The organism is Streptomyces resistomycificus (genome assembly GCF_001514265.1).
Classification (GTDB): Bacteria; Actinomycetota; Actinomycetes; order Streptomycetales; family Streptomycetaceae; genus Streptomyces; species Streptomyces resistomycificus.
Window position 1 is genome coordinate 193056 of sequence record NZ_KQ948997.1, and the last position, 13236, is coordinate 206291.

Genomic DNA, 13236 nt, shown 5'->3' on the forward strand with positions numbered 1-13236 from the left:
TCATCTCACCCGCCCGTTGCTACGGTGCCGGACCTGACGATGTATCAGCTCCAGATCGCCCGGAGGCAGGCATGCGCGCCCTGATCGCCGCCGCGACCGGTCTAGCCGTCGCGCTCGTCCTGGTATTCACGATCACGGCCATGGGCACCCCGAGCGGCGGCACGTCCCCGAAGCCGCTGCTGACGACCGTGCCCGCACACCCGTAACCGCCAGGGACGGAGACCGAGATGCGCCGCAAGACCAGTCTCGCCCTGCTCGCCCTCGCCGTGTTCTTCGCGGCGCTGTCCCCCCTGCTGCGCTGGTACGCCTTCCCGCGCCTGGCCAAGATCCCCGCCGGCCAGTACCAGGACATGGTCCTGGAGGCGAAGGACGCCACCCTCCTCGACTACGGCACGATGAAGGCCGAAAAGGTCCCCAAGGTCACCGTCGTACAGACCCTCAAGGGCAACGTGGAGGCCTCCGAGAGGATCGAGAGGACGGCGGGCCGGGACGTCGTGGTCTGGGACGGCCTGTCCTACGTGCAGGGCCCCGACGGCAAGATGGTCTCCAAGATCCCCGAGCGGTACATCTTCGACGCCCACACCCAGGAGCCCGTCCACGCCACCGGCGAGATGGTCGACGGCGACCCCGTGAAACGGGAGGGCATCGAGTTCAAGTGGCCCTTCCTCACGGAGAAACGGGACTACGAGTACTTCGACGCGCAGGCACGCGTCACCGCGCCCATCCACTACGAGGGCACCCAGGACTTCCGGGGCGTCGAGGTCTACTACTTCGAGCAGACCATCCCCTGGACCAAGGTGCCCTTCCCCAAGACCATGCCCGTCGCCGGAATCACCCCCGAGTCCGTCGCCAGGACCGGCACCACCCGCTGGTACACCACGGTCCGCAAGTTCTGGGTCGAACCCCTCACCGGCGCCCCCGTCTACGGCGAGGAGATCCACAAGGAGGAGCTGCGCGGCGGCACCCTCCTCGGCGGCCGCGAGAAGGTGACGGCCTTCGCCGGGCACGTGAAGATGCGCGAGGACTACATCGAACACACGGTGGACCTGGTCAAGTCCAACCGCACCCTGGTCCTGCTGATGACCTCGTACCTGCCGTGGGGCTTCCTGGTCCTGGGCCTGCTGTTGCTGGCCCTGTCGCTGTACCTGGAGGCCCGTGGCCGCCGCGGGGCGGGCCCGGCCCCGGCGGACACCTCGAAGCCGGAACCCGTCACCGCCTGAGCCGCGCGTTGGTGTGGCGTGTCGGCTCCGCCGCGGCCGGGTCCTCGGGCCACGGGTGCTTCGGGTACCGGCCGCGCAGCTCCGCCCGTACGCCCTTGTAGCCGTCCTTCCAGAAGGAGGCCAGGTCGGCGGTGACGGCGGCGGGTCGCCCGGCGGGGGAGAGGAGGTGGACGAGCAGCGGCACCCCGGCGACCCGCGGTGACTCCTGCAGGCCGAACAGCTCCTGCAACTTCACGGCGAGGACGGGCTGTTCGGGATTGCCGTAGTCGATCCTGATCCGCGAGCCGCTCGGCACCGCGATCCGCTCGGGCGCCAGCTCGTCCAGCCGCCCGGCCTCGCCTGAGGCCCAGGGAAGCAGCCGGCCGAGCCCCTCCCCGGCATCGATCCGCGCGAGGTCGGCCCGCCTCCGCGCCCGTCCCAGCTCGGGCTCCAGCCACTCGTCCACGCGCGCGTACAGAGCGTCGTCGCCGACGTCGGGCCACGGTTCCCCGACGTGCAGACGCAGAAAGGCGAGCCGCCGGCGCAGGACGACGGCCTCGGGCGACCAGCGCAGCAGCCCGAGCCCCTCCTGCCGCAGCCCTTCGAGCAGCGCCTCCCGTACGAGACCGGTGTCGGCCTTCTTGAGCGGCCGCGTCGCCAACTCGACGGCCCCCAGCCGCTCGACCCGGCGGGCGACGACGTCGCCGTCGGCCCAGTGGACCTCGTCGCGTTCGTCGACGAAGGCACGGGCGGCCGTCCGGGCGACCTCCTCGTCCACCACCGCCGCCAGCCGCACGCGCGCGTGGCCCTTGCCGACGGGACGGTCGGCGACCGCGACGGCGATCCAGGGGGCGCCCCGCAGACCGGACCCGTCACCGACCTCGGCGCGGGTCCCGGAGACCATCAGAAAGGAGCCGCCATCGGCCCGGGCGACGCGCTCCGGAAACGCCAGAGCGGCGACGAGCCCGACACGGCCGTCCTCACCGGTGTCCCCAGGCCGACCTCCGACGTCGGTCCGCCCCGGAAGAGAGTCCCGGGCAGGCGGGTGGGAGAACCCGGTCGCGGCGGCCCGCAGCCTCCGTACCTCGGCACGCCACCGGCCGGCGTAGGCGTCACCCCCGCGCCGAGCGGTCCGCAGGGCCGCCGCCAGATCATCCCCGTACTCCCGGGGTGGCTCCTCGCTCAGCAGCGCGACCACCTCGGCGGCCCGCTCACCGCCCACCACCGCGGCGGAGTCCAGCAACGCCCGTCCCAGTCGGGGATGCAGCCCCAACCGCGCCAGCCGCAGGCCCCGTTCCGTGGCCCTTCCGGCGGAGTCGACCGCCCCGATCGCCGTCAGTACGTCCCGGGCCGCCGCCATGGCCCCACCTGGCGGCGGATCCAGCAGCGCGAGCCCGGCGGCCCCCGGATCGCCCCAGCAGGCAGCCTGCAGGGCGAACGCCGTCAGGTCGGCCACCTTGATCTCCGGAGCCGGGAAACGCGGCAGCCGGGCGTCCTCGACCTCGGCCCAGCACCGGTACACCGCCCCCGGAGCCTCGCGCCCGGCCCGCCCCGCCCGCTGCCGCCCCGCCGCCTGCGAGGCCCGGACCGTGGTCAGCGCGCTCAGCCCGCGCGCGTGGTCCACCCGAGGCTCCCGGGCCAGACCCGAGTCGACGACGACCCGCACACCGGGAACGGTCAGCGACGACTCCGCCACCGAGGTCGCCAGCACCACCCGGCGCCGCGCCGCGGGAGCCAGCACCGCGTCCTGCACGGCCGCGGGCGCCCGCCCGTGCACCTGGAGCACATCCACCTCGCCGAGAGCGCCCAGCTGCCCGGCGACCCGCGCGATCTCGCCGACCCCCGGCAGGAAGCACAGCACGTCCCCGGCCCGCTCGGCCAGCGCCCGCCGCACCACCGACGCCACATGCGTGAGCAGTGCGGGATCGACACGCATCCCGTGCGGCGGCCGTACGGGACGCGTCGGCGGCGCCCACACCACCTCCACCGGAAACGCCGCTCCCGTCGCCTCGACCACCGGGGCCCCGCCCAGCAGCCGCGCCCACCCGTCGGCGTCGGTGGTGGCGGACGCCGCCACCAGCCGCAGCTCCGGCCGCAGCGTCTCCCTCACGTCCCAGAGGAACGCCGCCGCCGTGTCCGCGTCCAGATGCCGCTCATGGCACTCGTCGAGGACCACCACGTCGACCCCGGCCAGCTCCTGGTCGCGCTGCAACCGCTGCAACAGCACACCGGTCGTGACGACCTCCACGCGCGCGTGCCGTCCCACGACCCGTTCTCCACGCACGGTGTAGCCGACGCTGTCGCCGACCTTCTCGCCCAGCAGCCACGCCATCCGCCGTGCGGCGGCCCGGGCGGCGATCCTGCGTGGCTCGGCCACGACCACCCGCCGCGCGGGCCCCTCGCCCAGCAGTCCCGCCAGGGCAAGCGGTACGAGGGTCGTCTTGCCGGTGCCGGGCGGCGCGACGAGCACCGCGGTGCCGTGCCCCTTCAGAGCGTCGTCCAGACCGGGCAGGGCACCGCGTACGGGCAGGGCGTCCAGAGCGTCGTAACGGATCACGCCCCCAGTGTCGTACGCGCGCGGAAGCGGCCTCCACGCGCGCGGGCTTTCAGTCCCGTTCGCACACGAAGATCGCCGTACCGGGGATCAGGTTGCCGCGCAGCGGAGACCAGCCGCCCCACTCGGCGGTGTTCCAGGCCGGCCACTCCGGCTCGACCAGGTTCACCAGACGGAAGCCCCCGGCCACCACGTCGCGCACCCGGTCGCCGAGCGTGCGGTGGTGCTCGACGTACACCGCGCGGCCCTCGTCGTCCTGCTCCACGTACGGCGTGCGGTCGAAGTACGAGGCGGAGACGGTCAGGCCCTCGGGGCCCGGCTCGTCGGGGAAGGCCCAGCGGATCGGGTGCGTCACGGAGAACACGAAACGGCCGCCCGGGCGCAGCACCCGGCGCACCTCCCTCAGGACCAGCACCGGGTCGGCGACGAAGGGCAGCGCGCCGTACGCCGAGCAGGCCAGGTCGAAGGAGCCGTCCGCGAAGGGCAGCGCCCCGGCGTCGGCGCACACCAGGGGGAACGGACCGCCGATGCGCAGCGCGTGCTGGAGCTGGCGGTGGGAGAGGTCCAGGGCGACCGGACGGGCCCCCTGCGCGGCCAGCCAGCGCGCGCACTGGGCCGCGCCGGCGCCGATCTCCAGGACGTCCTTGCCCTTCAGGTCCTCGGGCGGGCCGAGCAGCTCGGCCTCCACCTCGTCGAGTCCCTCGGGACTCCACACGAACCGGTCGTCCCCGAGGAACGTGCCGTGCTCGACCTGGTACTCGTCCGCGTTGCGGTCCCACCAGCCCCGGTTGGCCCGGGAACTCTCCGTGACGTCGGCCGCCCGCCGGGTCGCTTCCGGTTCGGGCGCTTCGGGCTCTTGGATGATCGGCTCCCTCGTATTAATGTGCGGGCTCTTCGGTGCGACTCGTCGCGGCGCGCGTCACTCCGGGCGCCTTTTCGGGCCCGCGTGGCCTCGTGAGACAGGTTTTGTGCCGGGTATGCGGCGATCCGCCCCGGGTGTGCGCCTTCGCGCATTGACCCTGCCCGGCTGCCCCCGTATGCTACAAGTTGCGCTGCGGGCCTGCGCACCTCAGACGTAGCAGGTCGCGCTCGCATCTGTATGTATGTCCCCTCGGTTGTCGAGGCGCATCACCGATTTCAGGTGAGGCGCTTCCTTGGCTGTCCGGCCTTCTGCAGAGCGAAACGGGCTCCCGGCGTAAGCAGTACCTACGACTCACCGTCCGTACCGGAGCCCTTTCCCACATGACGAGCAGCACCGAGACCACCGCAACCACCCCGCAGGTAGCGGTCAACGACATCGGTAACGAGGAAGCCTTCCTCGCCGCGATCGACGAGACGATCAAGTACTTCAACGACGGCGACATCGTCGACGGCGTCATCGTGAAGGTCGACCGGGACGAGGTCCTGCTCGACATCGGTTACAAGACCGAAGGTGTCATCCCGAGCCGCGAGCTCTCGATCAAGCACGACGTCGACCCGAACGAGGTCGTCAAGGTCGGCGACGAGATCGAGGCCCTTGTTCTCCAGAAGGAGGACAAGGAAGGCCGCCTGATCCTCTCGAAGAAGCGTGCCCAGTACGAGCGCGCCTGGGGCACCATCGAGAAGATCAAGGAAGAGGACGGCATCGTCACCGGTACCGTCATCGAGGTCGTCAAGGGTGGTCTCATCCTCGACATCGGCCTCCGTGGCTTCCTGCCGGCTTCCCTCGTCGAGATGCGCCGCGTCCGCGACCTCCAGCCCTACGTGGGCAAGGAGCTCGAGGCCAAGATCATCGAGCTGGACAAGAACCGCAACAACGTGGTCCTGTCCCGCCGTGCCTGGCTGGAGCAGACCCAGTCCGAGGTCCGCCAGACGTTCCTCACCACCCTCCAGAAGGGTCAGGTCCGTTCCGGCGTCGTCTCCTCGATCGTCAACTTCGGTGCCTTCGTGGACCTGGGTGGCGTCGACGGTCTCGTGCACGTCTCGGAGCTCTCCTGGAAGCACATCGACCACCCCTCCGAGGTTGTCGAGGTCGGCCAGGAAGTCACCGTCGAGGTTCTCGACGTCGACATGGACCGCGAGCGCGTCTCCCTCTCGCTCAAGGCGACGCAGGAAGACCCGTGGCAGCAGTTCGCCCGGACCCACCAGATCGGTCAGGTCGTCCCGGGTAAGGTCACCAAGCTCGTTCCCTTCGGTGCGTTCGTGCGCGTCGACGAGGGCATCGAGGGCCTGGTCCACATCTCCGAGCTGGCCGAGCGCCACGTGGAGATCCCGGAGCAGGTCGTCCAGGTCAACGACGAGATCTTCGTCAAGGTCATCGACATCGACCTCGAGCGCCGTCGCATCAGCCTCTCGCTGAAGCAGGCCAACGAGTCCTTCGGTTCCGACCCGGCCTCGGTGGAGTTCGACCCGACCCTGTACGGCATGGCCGCGTCGTACGACGACCAGGGCAACTACATCTACCCCGAGGGCTTCGACCCCGAGACCAACGACTGGCTCGAGGGCTACGAGTCCCAGCGTGAGGTGTGGGAGAACCAGTACGCCGAGGCGCAGACGCGCTTCGAGCAGCACCAGGCTCAGGTCATCAAGTCCCGCGAGGCCGACGAGGCCGCTGCCGCCGAGGGTGGCGAGGCTGCTGCCCCGGCCGCTGCCGGTGGCAGTGGTGGCGGCGGTTCGTACTCCTCCGAGGGTGCGGACAACTCCGGCGCGCTGGCCTCGGACGAGGCGCTTGCCGCGCTTCGCGAGAAGCTGGCCGGTGGGCAGAGCTGACGCCCGCTGAGCGATAGCTCCTGACTGAGGGCCCGTACCTTTCGAGGTACGGGCCCTCAGCCGTGTGCGACCCAGGGCCGGTGACGCAGCGCACCCGTCCATGAAAAGGCCGTAAGACATGCCTGATCAGGGCTGTGGGCGGGAATGCCCATCCTCTGCGCCGCGTTGTGCAGTACGAACACGAGGAGGAGCGGTCACAGTGCTTGATCCGCAGGGTTTGTACGCATGGGAGCCGAAGGGCCTCGCCGTTGTCGACATGGCGCTCGCCCAGGAGTCGGCCGGTCTTGTCATGCTCTACCACTTCGACGGATACATCGACGCGGGCGAGACCGGCGACCAGATCGTCGACCGGGTCCTCGACTCGCTGCCCCACCAGGTCGTCGCCCGCTTCGACCACGACCGGCTCGTGGACTACCGCGCCCGCCGCCCGTTGCTGACGTTCAAGCGCGACCGCTGGGTCGAGTACGAGGAGCCCACCATCGAGGTGCGGCTCGTCCAGGACGCCACCGGAGCGCCCTTCCTGCTGCTGTCGGGTCCCGAACCCGACGTCGAGTGGGAGCGCTTCGCCGCCGCGGTCCAGCAGGTCGTGGAGCGTCTCGGCGTGCGTCTGTCGGTCAACTTCCACGGCATTCCCATGGGCGTCCCGCACACCCGCCCGGTGGGCCTCACCCCGCACGGCAACCGCCACGACCTCGTCCCGGGCCACCGCAGCCCCTTCGACGAGGCCCAGGTGCCCGGCAGCGCCGAGGCCCTGGTCGAGTACCGCCTCATGGAGGCCGGCCACGACGTCCTGGGCGTCGCCGCACACGTGCCGCACTACATCGCCCGCTCGCCGTACCCGGACGCGGCGCTGACGGCCCTGGAGTCCATCACGGCGGCCACCGGGCTGGTGCTGCCCGGCATCGCGCACGCGCTGCGCACGGAGGCCCACCGCACGCAGACCGAGATCGAGCGCCAGATCCGGGAGGGCGACGAGGACCTGGTCGCGCTCGTGCAGGGTCTGGAGCACCAGTACGACGCGGCCGCGGGCGCCGAGACACGCGGCAACATGATCGCCGAGCCCGTCGACATCCCCTCGGCGGACGAGATCGGCCTCGAGTTCGAGCGGTTCCTCGCGGAACGGGAGGGCGAGGGCTGAGCCCTCCCGCCTCCCGCCGGGTGCGCTGTCGGTGCCAGGCCCTAAGCTTCGGCTCATGCTGAAGGTGGGCCTGACCGGCGGCATCGGTGCCGGCAAGAGTGAAGTGTCGCGACTGCTCGTCGCGTGCGGTGCCGTGCTGGTCGACGCGGACCGGATCGCCCGCGAGGTGGTCGCACCGGGCACGCCCGGGCTCGCCGCGGTCGTCGACGCGTTCGGCGCGGCGGTGCTCGGCGCCGACGGCTCCCTGGACCGCCCCAGGCTGGGCTCGATCGTCTTCGCCGACCCCGAGAAGCTCGCCGTCCTCAACTCGATCGTGCACCCCCTGGTGGGCGCCCGCTCCCGGGAACTCGAATCGGCCGCCGCCGGGGACGCCGTCGTCGTCCATGACGTCCCGCTCCTCACGGAGAACGGCCTCGCCCCGCTGTACGACGTCGTGGTGGTCGTAGACGCCGCCCCCGAGACCCAGCTCGACCGCCTGGTCACCCTGCGCGGCATGACCGAGGCCGACGCCCGCGCCCGCATGGCCGCCCAGGCGACCCGCGACGAGCGCCTGCGGATCGCGGACATCGTCATCGACAACGACGTACCGCTGCCGGACCTGGAGCGACGCGTCCGGGACGTGTGGGCGGACCTCGTGCACAGAGCCCACGCGCACGGGGTCTCGTCCCGCCCGCCCCAGGAATAGCGGGCCCCGCCCGGGCGTTGAACCGTCCCAGTGAGGGAAGGACTCTGCCGTGCCCGAGACCAGCGGTTCGACCGGACGTACTCCGGAGACGCATGTCATCGACTTCCGTGCCGCCGAGCAACTGCTCGCCGCACGGGACCCGCGGGGCGCGGTGAAGCTGCTCGACGCCGTCATCGCCGCCCACCCGGAGAACACCGCCGCCCGGCTGCTGCGCGCCCGCGCGTTCTTCGCGGCCGCGCAACTGCGCCCCGCCGAGCTGGAGTTCACCATCGTCCTGGAGCGTGAGCCGGACAACGCGTTCGCGCACTTCGCGCTCGCCCGGACCTACGAGCGCCAGGCCCGCCCCGACCAGGCCCGACGCCACTTCCGCCTGGCGGCCGCGCTGGACCCGAACCCGCAGTACCTGGAGGCGGCACGCTTCGACTCGTGAGCCGGCCGCCTACGGGGGAGGGTTCTCCGGGGGCCGGTAGGGCGGGATGTCGCGGCCCGGCTGGTAGTGCGGGCCCTGGCGGATGTGCCTGAGGATCATCATCATGTCGACGGTGACGACCAGCCACAGCACGCCGCAGGCGATCGCCCACCCCGGTCGTCCGGCGAGCGCGAAGGCCACCGTCCCGAAGATCGCCCAGACCAGCCCCCACACGCTCAGCCAGAACCGCACCCGCAGAGCACTGCGCGCTGTCCTCGGTTCACTGCCCGTACGCATCGAGATCACTACTCCTCTTCGGTAAGTACCCTGCACAGCGGACGTTTCACCGAAGAGGACCGAACGGAGGGGGCGGGCGTGCTTCCGGATGCCGACGAGCTGGCCGAGGTGCTGCTGGATCTCGCCGTACCGCACGAGGACATCAGCGAACTCGTCCGGATGGGCCGACGGGTCACGGACGACCCGGAGCTGGTGCGGCTGCTGGAGGGCGCGGTCCAGGAGCTGGTCAGGGACATGGGGGAGGCCGGCCGCCCGGTCGAGCCGCCCGAGCTCGACTGGGCGACGGGGGCGCTGCAGCGGTGTTTCCCCGTCTACGTGTTCGTGGCGGCGCTGCCCCACACCCGCGCCTACCACCGTGAGCGCGGTGTCCCGGCCGACGTCTCCCGGCGCACCCTCGCCGACCTGGGACGCAACATGGCGGTGCACCGCAGGAGGTACGGCAGGACCGGGGTGGAGGCTCCGCGGTGGCTCACCCACCACTTCCGGGGCGAGCTCTACCAACTGGGCCGCCTGCAGTTCGAGCGCGCGGCGCACGGACAGCGGACGGGACAGGCGCTCGCGGCGGCAGGGCTGGACGTGGCCCCCGGCACGCCCTGTCTGAACCTCCACATCCCCGACTTCCTCGGCCCGCTGTCACCGGGCGCCTGCGACCGCTCGCTGGCGCTGGCCGCGGAGTTCTTCGCCCGGTGCTTCCCCGAGGAGAAGTACCGGGCCGCGCTCTGCCACTCCTGGCTGCTCGATCCGCAGCTCAGGGACTACCTGCCGGCCGACTCCAACATCGTCCGGTTCCAGGGTCGCTTCCAGGCCGCCCGCGAGGACACCGAGCCGGCGGACACCGAGCCGGTCCGGTTCGTCTTCGGTGATCCCGACCTGCCGGTGGAGACCCTGCCACGGCGAACGCCGGTGGAACGGGCCGTGGGCGATCACCTGCGGGCCGGCAAGCACTGGTACATGGGGCACGGCTGGTTCCCGCTGTGATCGGGCACGACCGGGTGCCGCCGCGCGCAGGCACGGCTGGGTCCCGTCGTAACTCGGACGGGTGAACGCGCGGAGGGCGGGAACCGGCGTGCGGGCACGGCCCGTTGGACGGGCATGGAGCTGAAGATGCGAGCGGGACATCAGGGGACGGGACCGGGAGCGATCACTCCGGACGGCTGCGCGGTCGAGCTCTATTCGCGGCTGTCGGCGGGGGACGCACCGGACATCATCAGTGCCGCCGTGCCGGCGGGTGCGCGCATCCTGGAACTGGGCAGCGGTGTGGGGCGCATGACCCACCCGCTGCTGGAGCGGGGCTTCACGATCACGGCGGTCGACGAGTCCGCGGAGATGCTGGAGCGTGTCCGCGGGGCGCGCACCATACGCGGCACGATCGAGGACCTCGACCTGGGCGAGACGTTCGACGTGGTGATGCTCGCGTCGTTCCTCGTGCACACCGGTGACGTCGAGGGGCGACGGGCATTGCTGCGCACCTGTGCCCGGCATGTCGCGAAGGACGGCTGTGTCATCCTCCAGCGCGAGGGCGCCGACTACCACACCGATCTGCCGCGCGAGCGGGTCGACCCCAGCGGCTACACCGTGCGGATCGTGTCCTCGGAGCCGGTCTCAGACGGCGTCAACTCGGTGTACGTGGAGTACGAGTTCCCGGACGCGGCGTGGACCCAGACGTTCCGGGCCCGGCCCCTGACGAAGGAACAGTTCGAGGAGGCTCTGTCGGAGGCGGGTCTGGAGGTGGACGAGTATCTGACGGACGACGGCGTCTGGGTGCGGGCCGTTCCCGCGACCTGAGGACAGCGGGACAAGTGCCCCCGGCGGCGATGAGTTTCGGGGCAGGGTTCGGTCTGTCCCTGTGAAAGCACCACGGACCGCTTCCCACAGGAGACCTCGATGTCCGAGACCACCGTCCCCGTCACCGCCCCCGCCGCCACCGCGGCCAAGGCCGCCTCGTCCCGCACGGTCGTCGCCGAGTCCCCGACCCCGCGTGGCCGCCGTGCCCGGATCGCCCTGCGCGGACTCCAGGTCTTCCTCGCCCTCTTCTTCGTGATCGCGAGCGCGCTGCCCAAGCTGATCGCGCACCCCTCGGCCGCCGAGGGCTTCGACAAGATGGGCTGGGGCAGCGCGGGCATGTACGCCATCGGGGTCCTCGAACTGGCGGGGGGCATCGCGCTGTTGATCCCCGTGCTGCAGTCGCTGGCGGCGGTGTCGCTGAGCGCGCTGATGGTGGGCGCGTTCGTCGTATCGGTCACCGTCTTCGGCGGGGAGAACGCGGCGACACCGCTGATCCTCATCGTGCCGCTCACCCTCATCGCCTGGGCCCGGCGCGACCACAACGCGCGGCTGCTCCGGCTTGTCCGGCTGGTCCGGCGTCAGGCGTGAGGATCGTGGGCCTCGCCGGGACCGTGTGTTCGGGACGGCCGTAGGTGGCGGGGGTGACATCGGTGACGGCGGTGGTGTCCGGGGTGGTTCTTCGCCCGGGCGCCACCGTCGTCACCATGGTGTGCGCGTCGTCAACCGCGGCGGCCGTCAGCGCTGGGTGCGCCGGTGGTTCAGCGACCCCGGTCGGTGTCCTTTCGGGCGGCCGTCGCGGCCTCCTGCAGCCCGCGCAGACGTTCCAGCTCGCGGCGGTCGCGCTTGGTCGGGCGGCCCGTGCCGCGGTCGCGGACACCGGCGGGGGCGACGGCCTCGCGGGGCGGGGGTGGAGGGCTGTTGTCCACATAGCACTGGGCGGCCACCGGGGCGCCGACCCGCTTGCGGATCAGTCGCTTCACCACGACGACCCGCTCCCAGCCCTCCTGCCGGACGCGGACTTCGTCGCCGACGCGCAGGGAGTACGCGGGCTTCACGCGCTCACCGTTCACGCGCACGTGCCCGCCCCGGCAGGCGGTGGCTCCCATGGAGCGGGTCTTGACCAGCCGGACCGACCAGATCCAGCTGTCGATGCGCACGCTCTCGCCGCTCTGCACACCGGCGGCCTCGGCGGCGGCCACCGCGGCGGCGATCTTCGGGTCGATGACCTCAGGTCCGCTGACCTCAGGGCCGTTGACCTCAGGAGCGGTGCCTTCGCGGCCGGTGCCGTCGTCGTCCGGGCCGGGTTTCCGGGCGGCTGTCCCTTCGAGGGCGGTTTCACCCGCGCCCGTACCGCGGCCGGGCCTGCCGGGGCTGCGCGTCCCGGCCGCCGTGCCGCTCCTCTTGTCGTCGTCCGTGTGCTCAGCAGCCATGCCTTTGACCTTAGTGCCCTGTGCCCCGCGGGCTGGGTGGGTTTTTCTGGCGGGTGCCGGGGTGCCGGGGTGCCGGGGTGCCGGGGTGCCGGGGTGCCGGGGTGCCGGGGTGCCGCGTCTGAGCATCTGCGCCGCCGAGCCGCCGAGCCGCCGAGCCTGCGCGGGGCCGCGCAGACGGGTCTCCGGGTCTCCGGGCGGTGGGTGCGTGTGGCAGGGGGCGCGGGACCCGGGGCAGGTGCGGCGCGCGGTGCTTCCGTACGGTGGAGGGATGGACAGCAGCGGCCTCGCCGGTATCGCCGGTCTGGATGAGCGGATCGCGGGCTGTCGGGCCTGTCCGCGGCTGGTCGACTGGCGGGAGGAGGTGGCCCGCACCAAGCGCGCCGCCTTCTCCGACTGGACCTACTGGGGCAGGCCGGTGCCCGGTTTCGGGCCGCCGGACGCCGCTCTGCTGATCGTGGGCTTGGCTCCCGCCGCGCACGGCGGGAACCGCACCGGCCGGATGTTCACCGGGGACCGCTCCGGTGACGTGCTGTACGAGGCGCTGTACGACGTGGGGCTCGCCTCGCAGCCCACGTCGGTCTCGGCGGACGACGGCCTGGAACTGCACGGTGTGCGCGTCACCTCGCCCGTGCACTGTGCCCCGCCCGCCAACAAGCCCACCCCCGGGGAACGGGACACCTGCCGGCCCTGGCTCGTCCAGGAGCTGCACCTGCTGCGGCCGACGCTGCGGGCCGTCGTCGTACTCGGCGCCTTCGGCTGGCAGGCCGCCTTGCCCGCGTTCGCGGAGGCGGGCTGGAGCGTGCCGCGTCCGCGCCCCGCCTTCGCCCACGGCAGGCGTGTGTCGCTCGACGGCCTCGACCTGTTCGGCTGCTTCCACGTCAGCCAGCGCAACACCTTCACCGGCCGGCTCACGCCCACGATGCTGCGGGACGTGCTGGGCGCGGCGGCGCGGACGGCGGGGCTGCCCGCTTCGGGATGAGGTGGGGTAGGC

14 protein-coding genes are annotated in these 13236 nt (G+C 72.0%); 10 read left to right on the plus strand and 4 right to left on the minus strand.

Annotated features, from left to right (window positions below; all coding sequences use genetic code 11):
- The first annotated feature begins 71 nt into the window (after positions 1 to 71).
- On the plus strand, positions 72 to 206 hold the full coding sequence (locus AQJ84_RS42565; RefSeq protein ID WP_107082795.1) for an SPW_0924 family protein: 135 nt from the start codon (positions 72 to 74) through the stop codon (positions 204 to 206).
- Positions 207 to 227: 21 nt separating this feature from the next.
- On the plus strand, positions 228 to 1220 hold the full coding sequence (locus tag AQJ84_RS28450) for a DUF3068 domain-containing protein (RefSeq protein ID WP_030039491.1): 993 nt from the start codon (positions 228 to 230) through the stop codon (positions 1218 to 1220).
- Here AQJ84_RS28450 and hrpB read toward each other — a convergent pair.
- A complete protein-coding gene (hrpB, locus tag AQJ84_RS28455; RefSeq protein ID WP_053192476.1) occupies positions 1210 to 3756 on the minus strand; it encodes an ATP-dependent helicase HrpB in 2547 nt (848 codons plus the stop codon). The two genes, AQJ84_RS28450 and hrpB, sit on opposite strands and share 11 nt — an antisense overlap.
- Before the next feature lie 49 nt (positions 3757 to 3805).
- A complete protein-coding gene (locus tag AQJ84_RS28460; RefSeq protein WP_078631748.1) occupies positions 3806 to 4636 on the minus strand; it encodes a class I SAM-dependent methyltransferase in 831 nt (276 codons plus the stop codon).
- Positions 4637 to 4995: 359 nt separating this feature from the next.
- On the opposite strand from AQJ84_RS28460, the gene rpsA reads away from it, so the two are divergent.
- The 4 genes from rpsA (at position 4996) to AQJ84_RS28480 (ending at position 8754) form a co-directional block, all read left to right on the plus strand.
- Positions 4996 to 6501 carry a 30S ribosomal protein S1 gene (gene rpsA / locus AQJ84_RS28465; protein ID WP_053192478.1) on the plus strand — a complete coding sequence of 502 codons (1506 nt, stop codon included), beginning with the start codon at positions 4996 to 4998 and terminating at the stop codon, positions 6499 to 6501.
- Between the two features lie 199 nt (positions 6502 to 6700).
- Positions 6701 to 7639 carry a PAC2 family protein gene (locus AQJ84_RS28470; RefSeq protein ID WP_030039494.1) on the plus strand — a complete coding sequence of 313 codons (939 nt, stop codon included), beginning with the start codon at positions 6701 to 6703 and terminating at the stop codon, positions 7637 to 7639.
- 55 nt (positions 7640 to 7694) lie between these two features.
- The gene (coaE, locus tag AQJ84_RS28475; protein WP_030039495.1) at positions 7695 to 8324 is read left to right on the plus strand and encodes a dephospho-CoA kinase; all 630 of its coding nucleotides are present in this window, start codon (positions 7695 to 7697) and stop codon (positions 8322 to 8324) included.
- Between the two features lie 49 nt (positions 8325 to 8373).
- A complete protein-coding gene (locus AQJ84_RS28480) occupies positions 8374 to 8754 on the plus strand; it encodes a tetratricopeptide repeat protein (protein WP_030039497.1) in 381 nt (126 codons plus the stop codon).
- Between the two features lie 9 nt (positions 8755 to 8763).
- On the opposite strand, the gene AQJ84_RS28485 is transcribed toward AQJ84_RS28480, so the two are convergent.
- Positions 8764 to 9030, minus strand: a complete 267-nt coding sequence (locus AQJ84_RS28485; RefSeq protein ID WP_030039498.1) for a DUF6343 family protein — start codon at positions 9028 to 9030, stop codon at positions 8764 to 8766.
- 78 nt (positions 9031 to 9108) lie between these two features.
- On the opposite strand from AQJ84_RS28485, the gene AQJ84_RS28490 reads away from it, so the two are divergent.
- The 3 genes from AQJ84_RS28490 (at position 9109) to AQJ84_RS28500 (ending at position 11403) form a co-directional block, all read left to right on the plus strand.
- Positions 9109 to 10008, plus strand: a complete 900-nt coding sequence (locus tag AQJ84_RS28490; RefSeq protein WP_030039499.1) for an acyltransferase domain-containing protein — start codon at positions 9109 to 9111, stop codon at positions 10006 to 10008.
- A 126-nt stretch (positions 10009 to 10134) separates the two neighbouring features.
- Positions 10135 to 10815: a class I SAM-dependent methyltransferase gene (locus AQJ84_RS28495; RefSeq protein WP_030039500.1), complete on the plus strand. Its 681-nt coding sequence runs from the start codon at positions 10135 to 10137 to the stop codon at positions 10813 to 10815.
- Between the two features lie 99 nt (positions 10816 to 10914).
- Positions 10915 to 11403 (plus strand): DoxX family protein, encoded by a 489-nt coding sequence (locus tag AQJ84_RS28500; RefSeq protein ID WP_030039501.1) that lies wholly within the window; start codon positions 10915 to 10917, stop codon positions 11401 to 11403.
- Positions 11404 to 11573: 170 nt separating this feature from the next.
- Here the strand turns inward: AQJ84_RS28500 and AQJ84_RS28505 are convergent, their stop codons facing one another.
- On the minus strand, positions 11574 to 12245 hold the full coding sequence (locus AQJ84_RS28505) for an RNA-binding S4 domain-containing protein (RefSeq protein ID WP_030039502.1): 672 nt from the start codon (positions 12243 to 12245) through the stop codon (positions 11574 to 11576).
- Positions 12246 to 12513: 268 nt separating this feature from the next.
- Between AQJ84_RS28505 and AQJ84_RS28510 the strand changes: the two genes are divergently transcribed.
- On the plus strand, positions 12514 to 13224 hold the full coding sequence (locus tag AQJ84_RS28510) for a uracil-DNA glycosylase (protein ID WP_030039503.1): 711 nt from the start codon (positions 12514 to 12516) through the stop codon (positions 13222 to 13224).
- Positions 13225 to 13236 lie beyond the last annotated feature (12 nt).